Raw genomic sequence first — 18,070 nt, forward strand, 5'->3', positions numbered from 1 at the left:
TAACTCGATTCGCGAAACATAGTTCGAACAGCTGAATGGATCTGTTCAAATTATTTTTATCACCACTACTATGGATTAATTTTGCCTTTCATTGTATTCCTGCTGCTTTATAATTCAGCCAGTCTTATTCGGGTAATTATGTAATTCACGGTAACTTTTCGGCTGAATAGCATCTAATTTATACGTGGGTATTCAAACAAATCAAAATTACAGACAATGAAAAAAGCCTTACAATTTTTCCGCTTTGCCGCAGCAGCACTTGCAGGCTGCAGTCTGTTATTAATACTCACCGTATGGCTGCTGATTTACGGCAGCCTGCCATCTTATGAAGGCAAGAAACACTTTTCTGAGCTTTCAGAAACGGTAATCATTGAACGAGACGCGCTTGGCAGCGTGACGATTACCGGACATAACAGGTACGACATTGCCATGGCGCTTGGCTATGTACATGCACAGGAACGCTTCTTTGAAATGGATCTGATGCGGCGTCAGGCCGCCGGCGAACTGGCTGATATTTTCGGTAAAGCCGCGTTACCGCTGGATCTGGAGATCCGTCAATACCGTATGCGCGCACGTGCACGAAAATTTCTGGAACAACTGTCGCCGGATCAACTGGTATTGCTTGAAGCTTATCGCGTGGGTGTCAATAATGGGCTTAACGCTCTGACCGTGCGTCCTTATCCATACCTACTGACACGCACACAACCTGTACAGTGGACCGAAGAAGACAGCCTGCTGGTTATTTTCTCCATGTTTGTCACTCTGAACGATCCAAACAACAGACGAGAACTTGCTTTATCAACCATGCATGCGGAACTGCCTGGCACGCTGTACCGGTTTCTAACCGCGAGCGGCGGAGCATGGGATACGCCGTTAACGGGAAATCCCCTTGAGTGGCCGCCTATACCTTCCGCAGACGATTTCGACCTCAGAACAATAAGCACGCCATTACAGGCGAACGTGATTGAATTCGATGAAGCGATACCTGGCAGCAATAATTTTGCTGTTGCCGGAAATCTGGCCGCCAAGACCGACGGCGCGGCTCTGGTCGCCAACGATATGCATTTGACACTGCGCGTGCCGAATCTATGGTTCCGAACGCGGCTGCTCTCGGTTGAAAAAAGCGCGCGCAAACCACACAACCATGCCGATGTAATCGGTATCACCCTGCCTGGTGTACCCGCGGTCGTAATCGGCTCTAACCGCCATATTGCCTGGAGCTTTACCAACAGTTACGGTGATTTTATCGATTGGGTACGCATCACACTCGACCCTGAAGACAAATCGCGTTACTACGGCGCCACAGGCTGGCAACCCGTGATGAGTTATCGAGAAATCATTCATGTCCGCGACGCGCCGGCAAAAGAAATCATGGTTCACGAAACCGAATGGGGACCGATCGTCGCACGTGACCATGACGGCGTTCCACTGGCGATGGCCTGGACGGCGCTTCAACCGGGTGGCATTAATCTCGATCTGGTCAATTTGGAAAACGCACGTACGGTTGATGATGCTGCACAAATCGCCCAACAAACCGGCATGCCGCCACAGAATTTCATTGTCGGAGACAAGCACGGCAATATTCTCTGGACGATAGCCGGACGTATACCAAAACGAACCGGAGACTTTGACCCCCGGTTGCCTACTGATTGGTCGAATCCGGAGACAGGTTGGCAGGGATGGCTGAAGCCCGCCGACTATCCGCTGATTCGCAATCCGGAATCAGGCCGCTTATGGACGGCCAATACACGTACTGTTGATATCGAACAGCTGGCCATTCTTGGCGACGGGGGCTATGATCTTGGTGCGCGCTCCAGGCAAATACGCGACAGCATTTTTGCACGCGGCCATTTTTCTGCCGATGACTTACTCTCGATTCAGCTCGATTACCGCGCACTACTCTATGTGCGCTGGCATGCATTATTGATGGAAACGCTCAATCATAGCGAAAATACCGGACTGGATGCGCAGGTAGAAGATATTTTGAGGAACTGGGACGGACATGCATCCGTTGACTCAGTTGCTTACAGGATTATTCGCGATTTCCGCCAGGAAGCCATTAAAACCCTGTTGAGTGCCTTTACGGCGGAGATCAGGCAGCGCCACCCGGCGTTTCAACTACCTCGCCTGAGCCAGATTGAACATGCCTTCTGGCAGCTTATTGAGAAACAACCTCCGCATCTGTTGCCCAATGCCTACGATAATTGGGACGAGTTTCTTCTGTCATGCCTGCAGCGCGTTATTTTCCGCTTGCAGCAGGGAGCAGACGATATTACCGCCCGCACATGGGGCGAAGAAAACATGGCGAAGATCAAACATCCATTGAGTCCACACATGCCTGAATGGATCGCAAAATTGCTCGACATGCCCAATGATCCTTTACCCGGCGACATGCACATGCCGCGGATACAGACACCGAGTTTTGGCGCGTCGCAGCGGTCGGTCGTCGCACCGGGGAAAGAAGAAGTCGGGTATTTTGACATGCCTGGCGGTCAGAGCGGACACCTTCTTTCACCTTACTACGGTAGCGGGCATACCAACTGGGTAACGGAAAAACCGACACCTTTCATGCCGGGCAAAGCAGAAAAAACCCTCACCCTGACGCCCTGACGCCCTGACGCTTAAGTTGTTTAAACCTATGAATCCGGATTTCCGGCTGATCAGTAAACAACAGAATATTGTGAAATTGATACAGTGAATGAAGGCTTTATTCCAATATCCTGAGCAGTTCAGGCATGCATCCATTCCTGGTTAATCGGCGTCAATTGTGGGCAAATTCGTACAATTTCCAACTGATGATGAACTTTGAATAAAATGAACTGTCAAGCGATCATTAAAAAAAGCTTGATTTCAAAAAAATGCGGATTATAATGCGGCACTTTTCAGTAACGACAAGAGGAAAATCATGATTTCAAAACATAGCACTTTTATCTCTATCGAACTTACAACCATACTCATCCCTGTTACGTAGCTTTCTTAAAAGGAATATACTCATGCTCATACCGATCTCTACCGCTGCATTTCAGCAGCAGGCCCAACCTGAAGTACTGTTCGACACCCATCCTGAAACCAGCCTGGATTTCAACCATGTACGAGAAAGACTGTCACAGGGTTACGACAAGCCATTTTTGCTGGTCGATCTGAATATTGTTCGACAGAAAGCCCGACGATTTCAAGCTGCCATGCCGCGCGTACGACCGCATTATGCAGTCAAGGCAAATCCTGACCGGCGCGTCTTGCAAGCACTCATTGAAGAGGGCGCGGGATTTGAAATCGCTTCAATAGCCGAGCTCGACTTATTACTTGAGCTGGGCGTGCCTGCAGCTGAAATTTTTTACAGTAATCCAATGAAATCCCGAGCATATCTGAACTATGCAGCCAGCAAGGGAGTTGAATGGTATGTAATTGACAGTATTGAGGAATTACAGAAAATAAATAGCGTCAAGGTCGACGCCAAACTGTATCTGCGCATCGACACACCCAATATCGGCAGCGACTGGCCGCTCGCCGGAAAATTTGGAACGCACCTGGCCGACGTCGCGCACATCATACACGAAGCTGCCCGACTGAAAGCCGATCTTGCCGGTATCACATTTCACGTAGGCTCACAATGCCGCAATCCTCAAAACTGGCGCGTTGGTATCGAGAGGGCTATCAGTGTATTTGATGAAATGCGCAAAGCAGGCCTTGATCCTCGCTTACTGAATATTGGCGGCGGCTATCCGGTCCGCCATTTGAAACCGATTCCTTCCATTGAAATCATTGCCTCTGTCGTCAATGAAGCAATTGCCGAATTACCCGAACACATTCAAATCATCGCCGAACCCGGCCGCTACCTGGTTTCTGATTCAGCCTACTTTGTTTGTCAGGTTGTGGGCACCGCAACTCGCAGCGAAAAGCGCTGGATGTATTGGGACGCGGGCATGTTCGGCGGAATGATTGAAATCACCGAAGGTCTTAATTATGAAATACTGAGCGACCGTTCCGGAAACTGTGTTCCATGGTCTGTTGCAGGACCCACGTGCGACTCGGTGGATATCCTGATGCGTGATGTCATGTTGCCTGCCGACATCCAGGAAGGAGACCTGATCTATATTCCCAACACCGGAGCATATACAACGGCCTATGCGAGTAATTTCAACGGTTTCCCATTGCCCGACGTGCATGTGGTAAACAGCTAAATGTGTACATAATCAGCCCTGTGTCACTGATTTAGTGATGTTTTTTTCAGCGGCTTCTGGAAACACATCTTGTAACGCAGCCGATCAATATTCCGGTGAAGTAACAGAAATCACAAACCTGCTATTTTCGCCGGATTCACCGTAATCAACTACACCGGAGACCGTGTCGGCTTTGCCGGTTTGCGTTCCAGAATCACGAAATGATATTCAAGTGGCAACTCACTGGATGCTTTTTCGGACGAGAATTGCCGTTCCCGCGACAATTCATGCCACTCATTGCGATCAAAATCAGGGAAGTAAGTATCGCCATCATAGTCACGCCAGATCTCGGTAAGATACATGCGCTGCGATAATGCAATAGTCTGCCGGTAAAGTTCTGCACCGCCGATCACAAAACATTCGCAATCATCCGCTGTTTTACCGCTTGAGCTGACAGTGTTTATTGCTTCATTCAGTGAATGCACAACTATAGTACCATCCGCATGAAAATCTGTCTGTTTTGTCACGACAATATTAATCCGACCGGGTAACGGCCGGCCAATGGATTCAAAGGTCTTTCGGCCCATAATGATGGCATGTCCCATCGTCAATGACTTGAAATGTTTCAGATCTTCCGGCAAATACCAGGGCAGCGCATTGCCTCTTCCAATAACCCGGTTTTTCGACACGGCTGCCAGAATAGATAAACGGGGAGCCTTCATATCGCAACGGGCGCCTTGATTGGCGGATGAGGATGGTAATTCTTCAGCGCAAAATCTTCATATTTGAAATCAAATAGATTATTTACTGACGGATTCAATTGCATCTGGGGCAATGACCTCGGTTTGCGGGTCAATTGTTCATGCGTTTGTTCGAGATGATTAAGATATAGATGGGCATCACCGAGTGTATGCACAAATTCGCCTGCCTGTAGTTCACACACCTGGGCGATCATCATAGTCAACAAGGCATAAGACGCTATATTAAACGGCACACCCAGAAATACATCCGCGCTTCTTTGATAAAGCTGGCATGACAGTCTTCCATTCACCACATAAAACTGAAACATGGCATGACATGGTGGCAAGTGCATTTTATCGAGATCGCCTGCATTCCAGGCAGAGACAATCATACGCCGGGAATCGGGAGTATGCCTGATTTGACTGATGACCTGCTGGATCTGATCGACAGTTTTTCCATCCGGCCCCGCCCATGCACGCCACTGACGACCATAAATCGGCCCCAAATCGCCATTTTCATCAGCCCATTCATCCCAAATGGAAACGCCATTCGCATTCAAATAGCGAATATTGGTATCACCATTTAAAAACCACAATAATTCATGAATAATCGATTTTAAATGGCATTGCTTGGTGGTTACCAGCGGAAAACCGTCATTCAAATCAAAACGCATCTGATAACCGAACACTGAGAGTGTGCCAGTACCAGTACGGTCTGTTTTTTTATGGCCATGCGCCAGGATATGCTGCATCAATTGAAGATATTGCTGCATACGCTTACAAGGAAATCGAAAAGTTATCAGCCATCGCTATAATATATTTAAACAGGTAAATTACAGACATAATATATTAAGCATACTATAATACCACTTCCGGCCTAGCACCGCCGGCCACACGGCCGGAGCATAAAGATTAAGAAACATCCGCAACCTGATATTAATCATACGTGTTTAGAACGATTTGCCAAACTGCTGCAAACCCAGATAAAGGAATACATTACAAACGGCTTGAATGTTACATTGATCATCACCGCACATTGTTTATCAACACCCGTAACCCGAAATTACCACATGCACTGTACCGGCAGGTACGGACGTTCAGACGCATAAACAGTATGTAAATCACTCCATAAGGCGGCCCATCGTATCATGCACCAATTCATTTACAACAGGAAAGCAATCAATGCTGGCAACACTTATCCAGAGCTCTTCTTCATTTGATCCGAACACCACAACAGCATCCCATTTACTGGTCATCCTGCCGAAGCTGGAAAGGCTTCCGAAGAAATATGCCATTCCAGGCGCAGATACGCTCAATCAATTACTGGAACGCCGCCAGATAAAGCTGAGCAAAATCAGCGAGACTCCGGTCAGCGCAAACCTGGAAACCGGCGCACTCTGTTCCTGGGTCATGATTGATGCCGGAAAACCGGTATTTGAACAGCAGACAGCCGTACGCAAGGCCATTCATCAACTGCTTAACGAGAACCCCGAAGAGCTGCATCTTGCCATTTACGGTAACAACAGCCAGCTGCGTTATTTTGCCGATATCGCGCTGTATACAGCCTGGGTGAATGGTGCTGCATTACCCGTACGCAAGCAGAAACCCGAAAGAACGTCACTCACTCATATTTATCTGCATGGCTATAAAGATACCGACAATTTCAACCTGCAGCGTGCCCTCGCTGAGGGGAATCTGCTGGCACGCGGGCTGACTGTTCTGCCTCCCAATGAATTGACGCCAAAAACTTATTGCGAACAAATCAAAAAGCTGGCAGAGAACGAAGGATGGGTGTATGAAGCCTATACATTCAGCACGCTCAAAGAAATGGGCGCCGGCGCTTTTTCGGCGGTCGCACAGGGCAGTGACACCGAAGATGCAGCGGTAGTCCACTTACATTTTTCGGGCAGCAATAAAAGCAGCCAGAAACGTATTGCTCTGGTTGGAAAAGGGATTTGTTACGATACCGGCGGTCACAATTTGAAACCGCCACGCCATATGCTGGGCATGCACGAGGACATGAATGGTTCTGCTGTCGCTCTCGGCATTCTGCTGGCTGCGACACGCGTTGACATGCCTTTCGATATTGACTGCTGGCTGGCTATTGCGCAAAACCATATCAGCCCGCGCGCATACAAACAGAATGATGTCATCACCGCATTGAACGGTCAGACAATCGAAATCATCCATACCGATGCTGAAGGAAGGATGGTTCTTGCTGACACACTGACGCTGGCCGCGAAACAAAAACCCGAAATCATCATCGATTTTGCAACATTGACCGGCAGTATGCATACCGCACTTGGGTCGCGTTATAGCGGTGTATTCAGCAACCGCGAAAATCTTTTGCAGAAAGCATTGTCGGCGGGCAACAAAAGTGGCGAGCGCGTTTGCAGTTTTCCGCTGGACGCTGATTATGATGACGAACTGGAAAGCGATATCGCGGATGTCAAGCAATGTACGCTGGGCGGCGAATATGATCATATCCTTGCAGCACGTTTTCTCAGCCGATTCATTAACGACACACCCTGGATTCATATGGATTTATCAGCCAGCAACCACAAAGACGGACTTGGCGCCGTGGGCAGTGATGTAACCGGTTTCGGCGTGAACTGGGCGATCGAATTGCTCAAACAACTGTAACGACGGCAGCTAGATTTTTTCCAGATCGAGCTTCCACTGTTGCAAATTTTCGACGCTCACAATACTGTCCGTCGATTTTGACAGGTCGATGATCTCCACGGGGATATGCGCATTATGACGAATCGAAAAAAACACTTTGACCAGCGGTGTAACGAGGTTTTTTTCAGATTGCTCGATGACTACTCCCAGCCTGTCGGATTTCAGCTTTATTAACGAACCGTTAGGGTAAATACCGATTGTTTTAACAAACGCACGAAACACCTTCTCATCAAAATGGCCATCCCTCCAGGCGGCCATTTTTTTAATGGCTTCTGCTGGCTCCCATCCCGTTTTATAGCAACGCTCAGACGTTATCGCATCGTATACATCGCAAACAGCACCCATACGTGCATACAGTGTCAGATTGTCTGCTGACAGCCTGTCCGGGTAACCCTGCCCGTCCATGCGTTCATGATGGTGCAGGCATACATCCAGCGCAGGCTCGTTCACCTGATAAACTGTTTTAAGTATTTCCCACCCACGACGAGGGTGGTCCTTGACAACGTCAAATTCCTTATCTGTCAGCCTGCCAGGTTTGTTAAGAACAGCAATGGGCACGGCCATTTTACCGATATCGTGCAATAATCCGGCCACTCCAATCTGATTAAGCTCTTCGCCCCGTATTCCCAGCTGTCTACCCAGCGCGACCATCAGCACGCATACGGCAACCGAATGCAAGTAAGTATATTCATCCGCAGTTTTCAACCTGATCAGACTGAGCATTGCGTTGCTGTTGCGCTGCATCGACTGATTGATTTCATCAACCAGAACTACTGCCTCGTCCACTTGAACCGCCTTACCCATGCGCACCTCGCTGAACATCGCAGTCACTGCTTCTTTGGTTCTTGCGTGAATGTTACGGGCAGCTTGCATTTCTTCTTCAAGCGATACCTTTTCTATCTTCTTGATAACCGGCGCAGCACCAGGGGAAGAATTATCTGTTGGTTCAGCAGGTGTCGCTTCGGGCAACGGCGTTACAATATCCAATCCTTTAGCCGTATCGACCCAGAGTTCCCTGACGCCACAATTGACCAGCTTTTCCAGGTCCTTCTGCTCCGACAACATAAACGATTGCTTCCAGAAAGGATGCTCCATCCATTTCCCGCATATCTTATGGACATACATTCCCAACCTTACATCTGTCACATGAATTTTCTTCAGCATAAGTTACACAGTGTACATATAAAGAATAGAGATGTAATGTGCCAAAATAAACTCAATCCAAAAAGAAGCAACTTGTTTGCTCATCACAGGGGTCAAACATTCAGGTACTCACGATAGACCATGACAACGATACAAACCCGGCGAGCCATGCTCACATAATTTATGTATGTCAGTGGTACAATTCTCTTAGTGCTTTTCATAAAGCCAGTAGGCTGGCTGCACATATTTTATTAATATTTTGATATTTTAATAATCAGAAATAACCAGATAATCTGACTTAAATCCGAGACAATACACATTACCGGAGTTTTCCCATGGCAACTATTGAATCCGTTCTGAATGAATCGCGCATTTTTCCACCGAGCCCTGAATTCGTCCAATTAGCGAATGTATCTGGACCCGAAACATTTCAAAAATTGTGCAACGAGGCAGAAACGGATTTCCAGGCTTTCTGGGCGCAACAAGCCAGAAAACATCTTCTTTGGCACAAACCATTTACGCAAATTCTGGATGACAGCAATCCACCTTTTTACAAATGGTTCTCAGATGGTGAAGTAAATGTTTCGTACAACTGCCTGGATCGTCATTTGAGTACACAACCCGATAAAACCGCGATTATTTTTGAGTCAGACGAGGGTGAAGTCATTCGCACAACATATCGTGAGCTTCATCAGCAAGTCTGCAAGCTGGCGAACGCTCTAAAAGCACATAATATCTCCAAAGGAGACCGTGTTGTGATATACATGCCGATGCGCATCGAGGCTGTCGTAGCCATGCAGGCCTGTGCTCGTATCGGCGTGATTCATTCAGTGGTATTTGGCGGATTCTCATCCAAGAGCCTGCATGAACGCATCGTTGATGCCGGCGCCAAAGCGGTTATCACTGCAGATGAACAAGTTCGCGGCGGCAAGCATCACGCGCTCAAGGTTACCGTTGATGAAGCATTGAATAAGGGTAATACCGGGTCAGTCAAAACTGTTATCGTGTATCGACGCTCGGGCTGTAAAGTACCGTTTGACCCGTCACGCGATGTCTGGTGGCATGAAATCATGCAGCATACAGACACTGACTGTGAACCGGAATGGGTAAATGCCGAACACCCTTTATTTACACTGTATACCTCAGGCTCAACAGGCAAGCCTAAAGGCGTACAGCATTCCAGTGCTGGTTATCTGCTTGGTACCATGGTCAGTATGGAATGGGTATTTGATTACAAGCCATCGGATATTTTCTGGTGTACCGCAGATGTCGGCTGGATTACCGGCCATAGCTATGTGACCTACGGTCCGCTTGCCATGGGTGCAACGCAGATCATCTTTGAAGGCATACCGACCTACCCGCATCCCGGCAGATTCTGGGAAATGATTGACAGACATCAAGTCACTACATTTTATACCGCACCAACTGCAATACGTTCATTAATCAAGTTGGGCGGTGATCTACCCGAGCAATACCAGTTGAACTCGCTACGATTGCTTGGCTCCGTTGGCGAACCCATTAACCCCGAAGCGTGGATGTGGTTTTATGAGAAAGTCGGTCGTTCAAGTTGCCCTATTGTCGATACCTGGTGGCAAACAGAAACCGGAAGTCATATGATCGCGCCGCTACCCGGAGCATTACCGCTCAAGCCAGGCTCCTGCACTTTACCGCTGCCCGGAATTTTTGCAGCAATAGTTGACGAGAGCGGACAGGAGGTTGAACTTGGCAAAGGTGGTTTTCTGGTTATCAAGAAACCTTTTCCGTCACAGATTCGTACGCTGTGGAAAGACCCGGATCGTTTCAAGAAAGCTTACTTTCCACAAGACATTGCCGGCGGGCAATATTACTTAGCCGGCGACTCCGCCCACCGCGATAGCGAAGGCTACTTCTGGATCATGGGGCGGGTCGACGATGTACTCAACGTTTCCGGCCACCGTCTAGGCACTATGGAAATCGAATCAGCACTGGTCGCCAACCCTCTGGTTGCTGAAGCAGCAGTCGTCGGAAAACCGCACGAAGTCAAGGGAGAAGCCATTATCGCTTTCGTCGTGTTAAAAGGTGATTCTCCTGAGGAAAAAGACAAAGTCCGGATTGTCGCTGAATTGCGTGAGTGGGTTGCGAATGAAATTGGGCCGATCGCAAAGCCTGAAGAAATTCGCTTTGGTGAAAATCTGCCAAAAACCAGATCCGGCAAAATCATGCGCCGCCTTTTACGCACTCTGGCCAAAGACGAGGAAATAACCCAGGATGTTTCAACCCTGGAAAACCCTGCAATTCTTGAACAATTACGACGGGCGCATTAATTCCGGCCACAACACTCGCACAGTCTAGACATAACCAAAATGACCTTATCACTCGTAACCGATTATACTCATGGTATCAGCGCTATTGACGCGCAGTTTCACCGACCCGGACGCGCTGCCATTCACCTGATCGTTGAAAACGGCAAAATGGCGCTCATCGATACTGGCACAACATCTTCCGTCTCTGGCGTTATCAGTGTTCTCAAAGAAAAAAATCTGTCTGTTGAAGATGTTGACTATATCATTCTCACCCATATCCACCTCGATCACGCAGGCGGTGCCAGCGAATGCATGCGATGCTTTCCAAATGCTCAACTGGTTGTGCATCCTCGCGGCGCACGGCATATGGCCGACCCGGAAAAACTTGTCACCGGTGCTATAGCAGTCTATGGAGAGACGGAATTCAGGCGCGTATATGGTGAAATCCACCCTATCGACAAACGGCGAATAGTCGAAGCGCCTGATGAAAGCCGCATCGAACTGAATGGACGACCTCTACTGTTTATCGACACACCCGGTCATGCGCGTCATCATAACTGTATTTTTGATGAACACAGTAACGCATTCTTCACGGGAGATACATTCGGCGTGTCTTACCGTGAACTTGACGTCAACGGCATGGAGTTTGTCTTTCCAACCACCACACCAGTCCAGTTTGACCCTGCTGCCGCACATGCATCGCTGGATAGAATTATGCGATATAAACCGGAATACGCATTTCTCACGCATTATAGCCGCATTAGTCATTTGCACCAGCATGCCGAAAACATGCATAGTTTGATTGACGCCCATGTGGAAGTAGCCCGTAATGCACAATCGGGTCTTGGCAGTAACGATAGATTCACCACTATTTCCTGTGCATTGCAATCATTACTGTTACAGCGAATTCGTGAACATGGCTGCCGATTGTCTGAAAACGATATCACAGCCTTGATCAATTCCGACATCAAATTAAATACACAAGGCCTTGAATACTGGCTCGACCATACGCAATAACAATCATGCGTGCATATACACAAACTGGTTTATCGTTTATTCGGTCACCGCTGAACCTTTGACAGGCCAGGAAACCATCGTAGCACGTAGTTACCGGACGTCTTGTCCTGAAAGCGGCTGAAAAATAACCGACTAAGAGATTGATTTCAAGGATGATCCGATTGATGCGAAAACAAAGGCAGAATTGTTAGATAGTGGGCAACAAAAGCTTTATGTTGCAATAAATTTAATGATAATCATAATCATTTGCATAGAATGCAGATATTGAGTATACTGGCTTCGCGTTCGTAGAATGCCCTTTATTTGGTAGCGTATCAAACGTTTCACCGCACCAGCCAGCGCATGCCTGCATGCGTAGCCGGATGGCAGGAACATCTAGCGTTATGCTGAACCCCGGTGCATTATTGCGCTTACATCCTTTCATCGACCTTCCTTCCTTACCAGGTCCTCAATGATGTACCGGGGCTTTTTTTTGAAACATCTGTTCACCATATATGCAAACCCTGCTCACTCCAAACTAATCATAATTCAACTCGAAGTCTATTGAATACATGCTTCATAAAGGCTTGCACGGTTCTCAGCAAGCAACAGATTAAAATTTGAAGGTCACTTGTGTATATCCATAGTTGGTATCCCTGCTGCCCGGTCCATCTGGCACTTTATCAAAATAATTACCTTTGAATAAATGCGTGTAACCGATATCAAAACTCATCCGCTTCCAGTAACTGAATTTAGGGTTCCACCTCAAGTTGAGATCAAACAGATTCCCTATGAAACTGCCCGCCTGACCGGTTGTATCCTGCAAGCCGGTACCGACAAATGCGCCTTTCTTTTCTGCAAGCCAGAATGCGCGGTGCGACATCATGAAGCTGACGGTCGGTGTCGGCGACAGTGTCATACGTATTCCGGCGGGCGAAAAGATATTTGACGGAAAAAATACGCCCAGAATACCGGTCGGACCATACTCGACACGGCGTTTTGCAAACAGGAAATCGAAGTTTTTATTTGGATCGGGGTCACCCGATGCATAGTCAACCAGGTAAATCAGTCTCAGCGGCATTGAGGTATTAAAGCTATACCCTATTTCACCGTGATGCCGGTGCGCAAAATAGTGGGCTTCATTGACTTCTCCGAATTGATACATCGATTCAATTTCATAGTCAAAATAACCTGGTGTCGGTTGGGAGAAAAGCCGGAATCCGGGTGTGGAAATATTGCGCTTTCTGAGCTTGTTCCCTTCGTTCAATTGAAAGAAATACATGTCTACATTGGCCCAGGCAATATCGCGATTGGTAATTTGCGCGCCGGAAAAAAAGGTGACCGGAGAGAAATCATCCAGCTCTGTTGCCTTTCGGTTGACGGGTGATGTTCCGAACATTCTGAGTCCCCAACCCTTGATCTCCGAACCCACAGTTAATTGCACACCGTCGAATGTCGGCGTCAGAGTACCGAAACGGTGCCCGGCGATCAGGCGTCCTTCACCGAAATCCATCACCATGCGTCCGACCTCAAGTTTTCCCGGCAGACCGGTTCTGAAAAAATTTTCGGTTTTCATGTCGATATGCAACTGGGTAAAATCAAAGTGATTGGCAAAAACCGGCGATCCAGCCTGCCCGTACTCTGCAAGTGGCGCACGCATATCCGTCAATTCAAATGTAAACGATAACGGATCTTTTCGGTTAATTTCGAACAGAAATCGCGTACGCTGGTGTATTTGCTGATTGTCACTGCTGTCAGGAATGGCGCTGGTGAAACCATGGTCAAACGCCTCATAGCGCGTGCGGTGCTCTATAGCCAGATCGAGCCAGTCAGGCGTAATGGCGGAAAGCGGATTCTGGTGGGATTCCATTAACCGGGTTAAATTATCAAAATCACCCGGAAAGTGGCCTGTATCTCCAACCAAATAACCTTTTGTTCCGGCATCATCATCTGGTTCCTGAACGCGGCGTAGTATGTTTTTGTCTGATTCAACCGCCTTCTTTTTCAACTGTTCGATATTCACAACTGGTTTTGATTCTTCCTCTGCGAGTGCAGTACCGGCATTCAGACCGATAAATGCCGCAAGGCAAAGTGTCAAACCCGGTATCAGCATGTTTTCCGGTTTAGATGTATTGTAGTTCGGTCTATTACGGGAAATGCGGCAGCGTGATAAAACCCTAATCGCCATTACAGCAAAAACTGTACACAATCGGGCAATCAACCGACAGTTATACCAGCACATTGATTTGACACCATGTGCAATGCCATTTCCAGCGACTGGAAACTTATTGTTTTTTTTCTGTTCTTTTGGCAACAGCCGAGCCAATCCCGTACAAACATTGGACGACAACACACTGTTTAAGCGATCAAATGATTTCCAGTCAAATTGTTTTAGCATCCGTTCTCCTCCCTCTGATTGTTGCAGTATTCCGGAAATCGCATCCGAAATTAATATTGAAAAATGCACCAGACCGTCAGACCATCAGTCCTGACGCCCCGGTGAATTGAGTTTTTTGCAGTGATACTACCTGCGTGGTTGTAATGGGATTGTTAAAACAAGGTTAAAAAAGGATGAATAGCAGCAACCATATGCTTTACTTAGATCTTCGCGACCTCAATCATCACATGCACATTCCGGTTGCGATTTGATTTAAAAAAACGGTTCTATCAGCTACTGAGGCAGAAACCACACGGTAAATTCGGAGCCCCGGTTTTTGATACTTTCAAAAGAAACATGCCAGCCATAGCGCTCACAAATTCGATAGACAATCATGAGACCCAGACCGACCTTATTCGGATCACATTCGTCTTTTTTTACGTAACACTTGAAGATTTGGGCCTGCGTCAATGCATCGATACCAATACCTGTATCCGCAACTGTCAGCCGGTCGGATGTCAGGATCACTTTAATACTTCCCTGTTCCGTATAACGAAAAGCGTTGCGGACGAGATTGGCCACCAGAACGTCAAGGATACCCGAAGGTGCTGACACTTTTAATAAGGCTTTCTCTATCACATGCACTTCAACCGGTTTGTCGCCCAGCCAGACCCGTTGCTGTTCAATTACTTTCCGAACAATCGTCCCCATTTTACGGGGACGACAGTCTTCATCGGATTCATTGTGGATGCGCGCCAGCACTAAAAAAGTTTCAATCAATTCGATCATTTCGTTGATTGCGCGCTGTATCCGTCCAATCCGCTCACGTTCCCTGGTCGGCAGATTGGTATTTGAAGACAGAATCTCCACAGCCAGGCTGATACTGGTAATCGGAGTACGCAATTCATGACTCACGTTACTTGCAAATTCCTTTTCGCGAATCAACAAAAGTCTTAGTTGGTTATGATAATGCTGCACCTCATGAGCAAGATCACCTATTTCATCATCGCTGAACCCCGATAATTGTACAGATTCGTCCGGTTTATTTTTAAACGTAATCACCTGATCAGCCAGTTGTTTTATCGGCTGGACAATTCCGTGTGAAATCCTCCAGCCTATCGCCAGAGCAAACATTAGAACAACAATTGAGCACAGCCAGACCAGAATAATGAATTCACGTTCCAGTTCATGAATATTCGTATCATCGAATTTCACCACATAACGAATGCCATCGATATGCTCAACCAAGACACGGTAATCCCGCTGATTATAGGTCAGGTCATAAATGCCCTGATCAAGATCGCGCACATGCGCCGGTAGATTATATGTTTCGCTGAGCGGGGAAATATAGATACCCGTTGTTCGGGAGCGAAAATAGCCAGGGTCCAGCATGTTTGGCGTCTGTTCCCGAAAATGCTTGAGTTCAGCGTACAGTATGTCGTCCAGCATACTGGCGACGATAGTCTTGAATGCGACGATCAGACTTAATCCCAGCACCAGCGTTATCACAACACCAAAGGATAAAAAAGCAAAGGTGATACGCCGCGCAATGCGGTTAGTCGTTTTCTGCATAGTCGTCGGTAAGCTTGTAGCCAAACCCTCTGACTGTGTGCAGCAAGGGCTGGTCAAACGGCTTATCGATCACCTGACGCAAATGGCAAAGATGGGTACGTAATGAGTCACTATCGGGCGGATTATCACGCCAGACTGCATATTCAAGTTCTTCGCGTTCAATCACGCGATGCGGGTTCTGCATGAAATACAGTATTATCCGGAAAAGCTTCGGATTCAGATTAATCTGTCTGCCCGCGCGGGAAACCTTATGGGTATGTGTGTCCAGAACAAGGTCTCCAACCATCAACTGTGAATCTGGCAGACGTTTGCCACGCTCGGACAGCACCTTTACACGCGCTGCAAGCTCTTTCAGGCAGAAAGGTTTTGTCATGTAGTCATCAGCGCCTGAATGAAAGCCCTCCAGCTTATTATCGAGCGAATCTCTTGATGTCAGCATCAATACCGGAACAACTTTCTGTACATCCCGGCGAATACGGCGGCAAAGATCGACGCCATCAATACCAGGCAGATTCAGATCAAGGATAACAATGTCATACTCCTTGGTGACCGCAAGATGCAAACCTGTCACTCCGTCACTGGCCGCATCTATGGTATATCCCATATTTTCAAGATAATCATAGATACTTGCGGCGATATCCTGAGTATCCTCTATGATCAGCACATTCATAATCGCACTCCTCTGTTATGCTGTGCCGTCAGTTTACTTGTTTATATATCAAAAAATTGTTAATTTTTTGTCAAAAAAATGTTAACAATACTGTAACCAAACGGTAAAGTCAGGGATGGAGGCAAACGATTTGAAAGTGATACAGGCGTATGTATGATGCAGAAAAACCAGATAAAAGGTTCAACCAGGTAAAAAAAGAGGAATGAGTATTGCAGACGTCTCACTCCTCTAATTGGGGACAAGTCATTAGAGTCATATTAATACATAGTATTGAAAAAAGTTATCTCACTTTTTTACCACCTGTCCGGTTCAATTCTGAACAAGAGGTGATTGGGCTCGTGCCCGGCATGATAATGCGTCAGGGCCTTCTGACAACCCTTATCCATTCATCGATATGATCATAAATACTGCGTGCCATTGAAGGATCTTTTTTTCTGAGCGCCGTTTGCAGCGCATCCAGCTCACCGCTGTATTTTTTCACAACACTTTCATCGATACCGATTTCAAGCGCGTCGTTCATGAGCGCCTGGACATGCCTGAAGGTGAACCGTGATTTTTCATATTGCCCATTGTTCATAAACGCCTTGGCAAGCGACAGGTTTTCTGAAATCGCCAGTACCGGATCACTGATTTCTTTTTCTTCGATAACAGCGTTACTGAAAGCTGCGGCGAGCGTCTGCTGCGCCTTATCATATTGTTCTTGCTCGATCGACTGTAGCGCGCTATCAAGGGCATCCTTGGTATCATCGAGATTGATCGCAACTTTCAACTGGACAACCCCTGCATCTGTTTCCTGCACATTCAGCGTTTTCAAATAGTCAAAAATATCTTCATAATCACTGATCAGCAGTACGTCGTCCACGACCGGCACGTAATGTTCTTTAACCCGAACGTTTTTTGCGTAATCAATCTTGCCATAGTTAAAATCGGCTTCTATTCTGGGTTCCGGTAACTGCGACACCAGAATTGCCCTTAAAATCTGGGCTTTCTCAATCTGATGCGTCGTCTGGCGAGGCATCTTAATTGTCATGGCGAACTTGGCAAGACTGATATGCCCCATCATCTTATTTGCCAGCGCCAGAGACGATTGCCGAAGTTGTTGCTGTTGCAGCAGTTTCTCGCCGGCCATATCCGTTTCTGACCTTTCGGCCGCCAGGAAGGTACCTGGTTGCATCAAAAAGAGAGCCAGAGTCGATCCACAAATAAATGCTTTTTTACTCATATCATTTCTCCTGGTTGTTTGAAATGTGCGCGCCATAGCAGATAAAATTCCAGGCGCGTTATATACTTTACAGTGGCCTATGCCAACACTATGTCAAAACGCGGTTAAATATTGTTTAACATTTATTTTGATGAAAAAACCATGCTGGCAGATCTGTTGGCAGGGCACTCACAAGTAAAATCCAGTGCCGGAAATATATGACAACCACCTAACCGTCACTCCAACC

The 18,070-nt window shown here is 47.2% G+C and carries 13 protein-coding genes; 5 read left to right on the plus strand and 8 right to left on the minus strand.

All coding sequences use genetic code 11. The features are described 5' to 3' along the window. The first annotated feature begins 216 nt into the window (after positions 1–216). Both BMX44_RS08540 and BMX44_RS08545 read left to right on the plus strand, forming a co-directional pair. The gene (locus BMX44_RS08540) at positions 217–2,610 is read left to right on the plus strand and encodes a penicillin acylase family protein (RefSeq protein WP_090631234.1); all 2,394 of its coding nucleotides are present in this window, start codon (positions 217–219) and stop codon (positions 2,608–2,610) included. Positions 2,611–2,993: 383 nt separating this feature from the next. Next, on the plus strand, positions 2,994–4,181 hold the full coding sequence (locus tag BMX44_RS08545) for a type III PLP-dependent enzyme (protein ID WP_425433713.1): 1,188 nt from the start codon (positions 2,994–2,996) through the stop codon (positions 4,179–4,181). Positions 4,182–4,330: 149 nt separating this feature from the next. On the opposite strand, the gene BMX44_RS08550 is transcribed toward BMX44_RS08545, so the two are convergent. Next, positions 4,331–4,882: a dihydrofolate reductase gene (locus BMX44_RS08550; protein ID WP_090631237.1), complete on the minus strand. Its 552-nt coding sequence runs from the start codon at positions 4,880–4,882 to the stop codon at positions 4,331–4,333. Next, positions 4,879–5,673 (minus strand): thymidylate synthase, encoded by a 795-nt coding sequence (locus BMX44_RS08555; RefSeq protein ID WP_090631239.1) that lies wholly within the window; start codon positions 5,671–5,673, stop codon positions 4,879–4,881. Before BMX44_RS08555 ends, BMX44_RS08550 begins: the two co-directional genes overlap by 4 nt. A 409-nt stretch (positions 5,674–6,082) precedes the next feature. Between BMX44_RS08555 and BMX44_RS08560 the strand changes: the two genes are divergently transcribed. After that, a complete protein-coding gene (locus BMX44_RS08560; protein WP_090631242.1) occupies positions 6,083–7,543 on the plus strand; it encodes a M17 family metallopeptidase in 1,461 nt (486 codons plus the stop codon). A 9-nt stretch (positions 7,544–7,552) separates the two neighbouring features. On the opposite strand, the gene BMX44_RS08565 is transcribed toward BMX44_RS08560, so the two are convergent. Further along, positions 7,553–8,746, minus strand: a complete 1,194-nt coding sequence (locus BMX44_RS08565; RefSeq protein ID WP_090631245.1) for a cyclic di-GMP phosphodiesterase — start codon at positions 8,744–8,746, stop codon at positions 7,553–7,555. A gap of 314 nt (positions 8,747–9,060) precedes the next feature. Between BMX44_RS08565 and acs the strand changes: the two genes are divergently transcribed. Continuing rightward, positions 9,061–11,028, plus strand: a complete 1,968-nt coding sequence (acs, locus tag BMX44_RS08570) for an acetate--CoA ligase (RefSeq protein ID WP_090631248.1) — start codon at positions 9,061–9,063, stop codon at positions 11,026–11,028. Positions 11,029–11,067: 39 nt separating this feature from the next. Next, complete coding sequence (locus BMX44_RS08575) at positions 11,068–12,024, plus strand: MBL fold metallo-hydrolase (protein WP_090631250.1); 957 nt, start codon at positions 11,068–11,070, stop codon at positions 12,022–12,024. A 226-nt stretch (positions 12,025–12,250) separates the two neighbouring features. Here the strand turns inward: BMX44_RS08575 and BMX44_RS16535 are convergent, their stop codons facing one another. From BMX44_RS16535 to BMX44_RS08595, 5 genes are all read right to left on the minus strand, one after another. Next, on the minus strand, positions 12,251–12,448 hold the full coding sequence (locus BMX44_RS16535; protein WP_143056908.1) for a hypothetical protein: 198 nt from the start codon (positions 12,446–12,448) through the stop codon (positions 12,251–12,253). A gap of 168 nt (positions 12,449–12,616) precedes the next feature. After that, entirely contained in the window at positions 12,617–14,401 is a 1,785-nt protein-coding gene (locus BMX44_RS08580) for an alginate export family protein (protein ID WP_245738880.1), read from the minus strand. A 273-nt stretch (positions 14,402–14,674) separates the two neighbouring features. Beyond that, on the minus strand, positions 14,675–15,952 hold the full coding sequence (locus BMX44_RS08585; protein WP_090631253.1) for a sensor histidine kinase: 1,278 nt from the start codon (positions 15,950–15,952) through the stop codon (positions 14,675–14,677). After that, on the minus strand, positions 15,936–16,622 hold the full coding sequence (locus BMX44_RS08590; RefSeq protein WP_090631256.1) for a response regulator transcription factor: 687 nt from the start codon (positions 16,620–16,622) through the stop codon (positions 15,936–15,938). The genes BMX44_RS08585 and BMX44_RS08590 overlap by 17 nt, the downstream gene beginning before the upstream one ends. Positions 16,623–16,980: 358 nt before the next feature. Continuing rightward, positions 16,981–17,844 (minus strand): YfdX family protein, encoded by an 864-nt coding sequence (locus tag BMX44_RS08595; protein WP_090631259.1) that lies wholly within the window; start codon positions 17,842–17,844, stop codon positions 16,981–16,983. Positions 17,845–18,070: the final 226 nt, after the last annotated feature.

The sequence above is a fragment of the Nitrosomonas marina genome (assembly GCF_900110145.1).
Classification (GTDB): Bacteria; Pseudomonadota; Gammaproteobacteria; order Burkholderiales; family Nitrosomonadaceae; genus Nitrosomonas; species Nitrosomonas marina.

Bases quoted from the DNA above. Each gene is read 5' to 3' on its own strand.
- acs (WP_090631248.1), top strand. From the start codon at position 9,061: ATGGCAACTATTGAATCCGTTCTGAATGAATCGCGCATTTTTCCACCG.
- BMX44_RS16535 (WP_143056908.1), bottom strand. From the start codon at position 12,448: ATGAAAGGATGTAAGCGCAATAATGCACCGGGGTTCAGCATAACGCTA.
- BMX44_RS08585 (WP_090631253.1), bottom strand. From the start codon at position 15,952: ATGCAGAAAACGACTAACCGCATTGCGCGGCGTATCACCTTTGCTTTT.
- BMX44_RS08590 (WP_090631256.1), bottom strand. From the start codon at position 16,622: ATGAATGTGCTGATCATAGAGGATACTCAGGATATCGCCGCAAGTATC.
- BMX44_RS08580 (WP_245738880.1), bottom strand. From the start codon at position 14,401: ATGCTAAAACAATTTGACTGGAAATCATTTGATCGCTTAAACAGTGTG.
- BMX44_RS08545 (WP_425433713.1), top strand. From the start codon at position 2,994: ATGCTCATACCGATCTCTACCGCTGCATTTCAGCAGCAGGCCCAACCT.
- BMX44_RS08565 (WP_090631245.1), bottom strand. From the start codon at position 8,746: ATGCTGAAGAAAATTCATGTGACAGATGTAAGGTTGGGAATGTATGTC.
- BMX44_RS08550 (WP_090631237.1), bottom strand. From the start codon at position 4,882: ATGAAGGCTCCCCGTTTATCTATTCTGGCAGCCGTGTCGAAAAACCGG.
- BMX44_RS08555 (WP_090631239.1), bottom strand. From the start codon at position 5,673: ATGCAGCAATATCTTCAATTGATGCAGCATATCCTGGCGCATGGCCAT.
- BMX44_RS08595 (WP_090631259.1), bottom strand. From the start codon at position 17,844: ATGAGTAAAAAAGCATTTATTTGTGGATCGACTCTGGCTCTCTTTTTG.
- BMX44_RS08560 (WP_090631242.1), top strand. From the start codon at position 6,083: ATGCTGGCAACACTTATCCAGAGCTCTTCTTCATTTGATCCGAACACC.
- BMX44_RS08540 (WP_090631234.1), top strand. From the start codon at position 217: ATGAAAAAAGCCTTACAATTTTTCCGCTTTGCCGCAGCAGCACTTGCA.
- BMX44_RS08575 (WP_090631250.1), top strand. From the start codon at position 11,068: ATGACCTTATCACTCGTAACCGATTATACTCATGGTATCAGCGCTATT.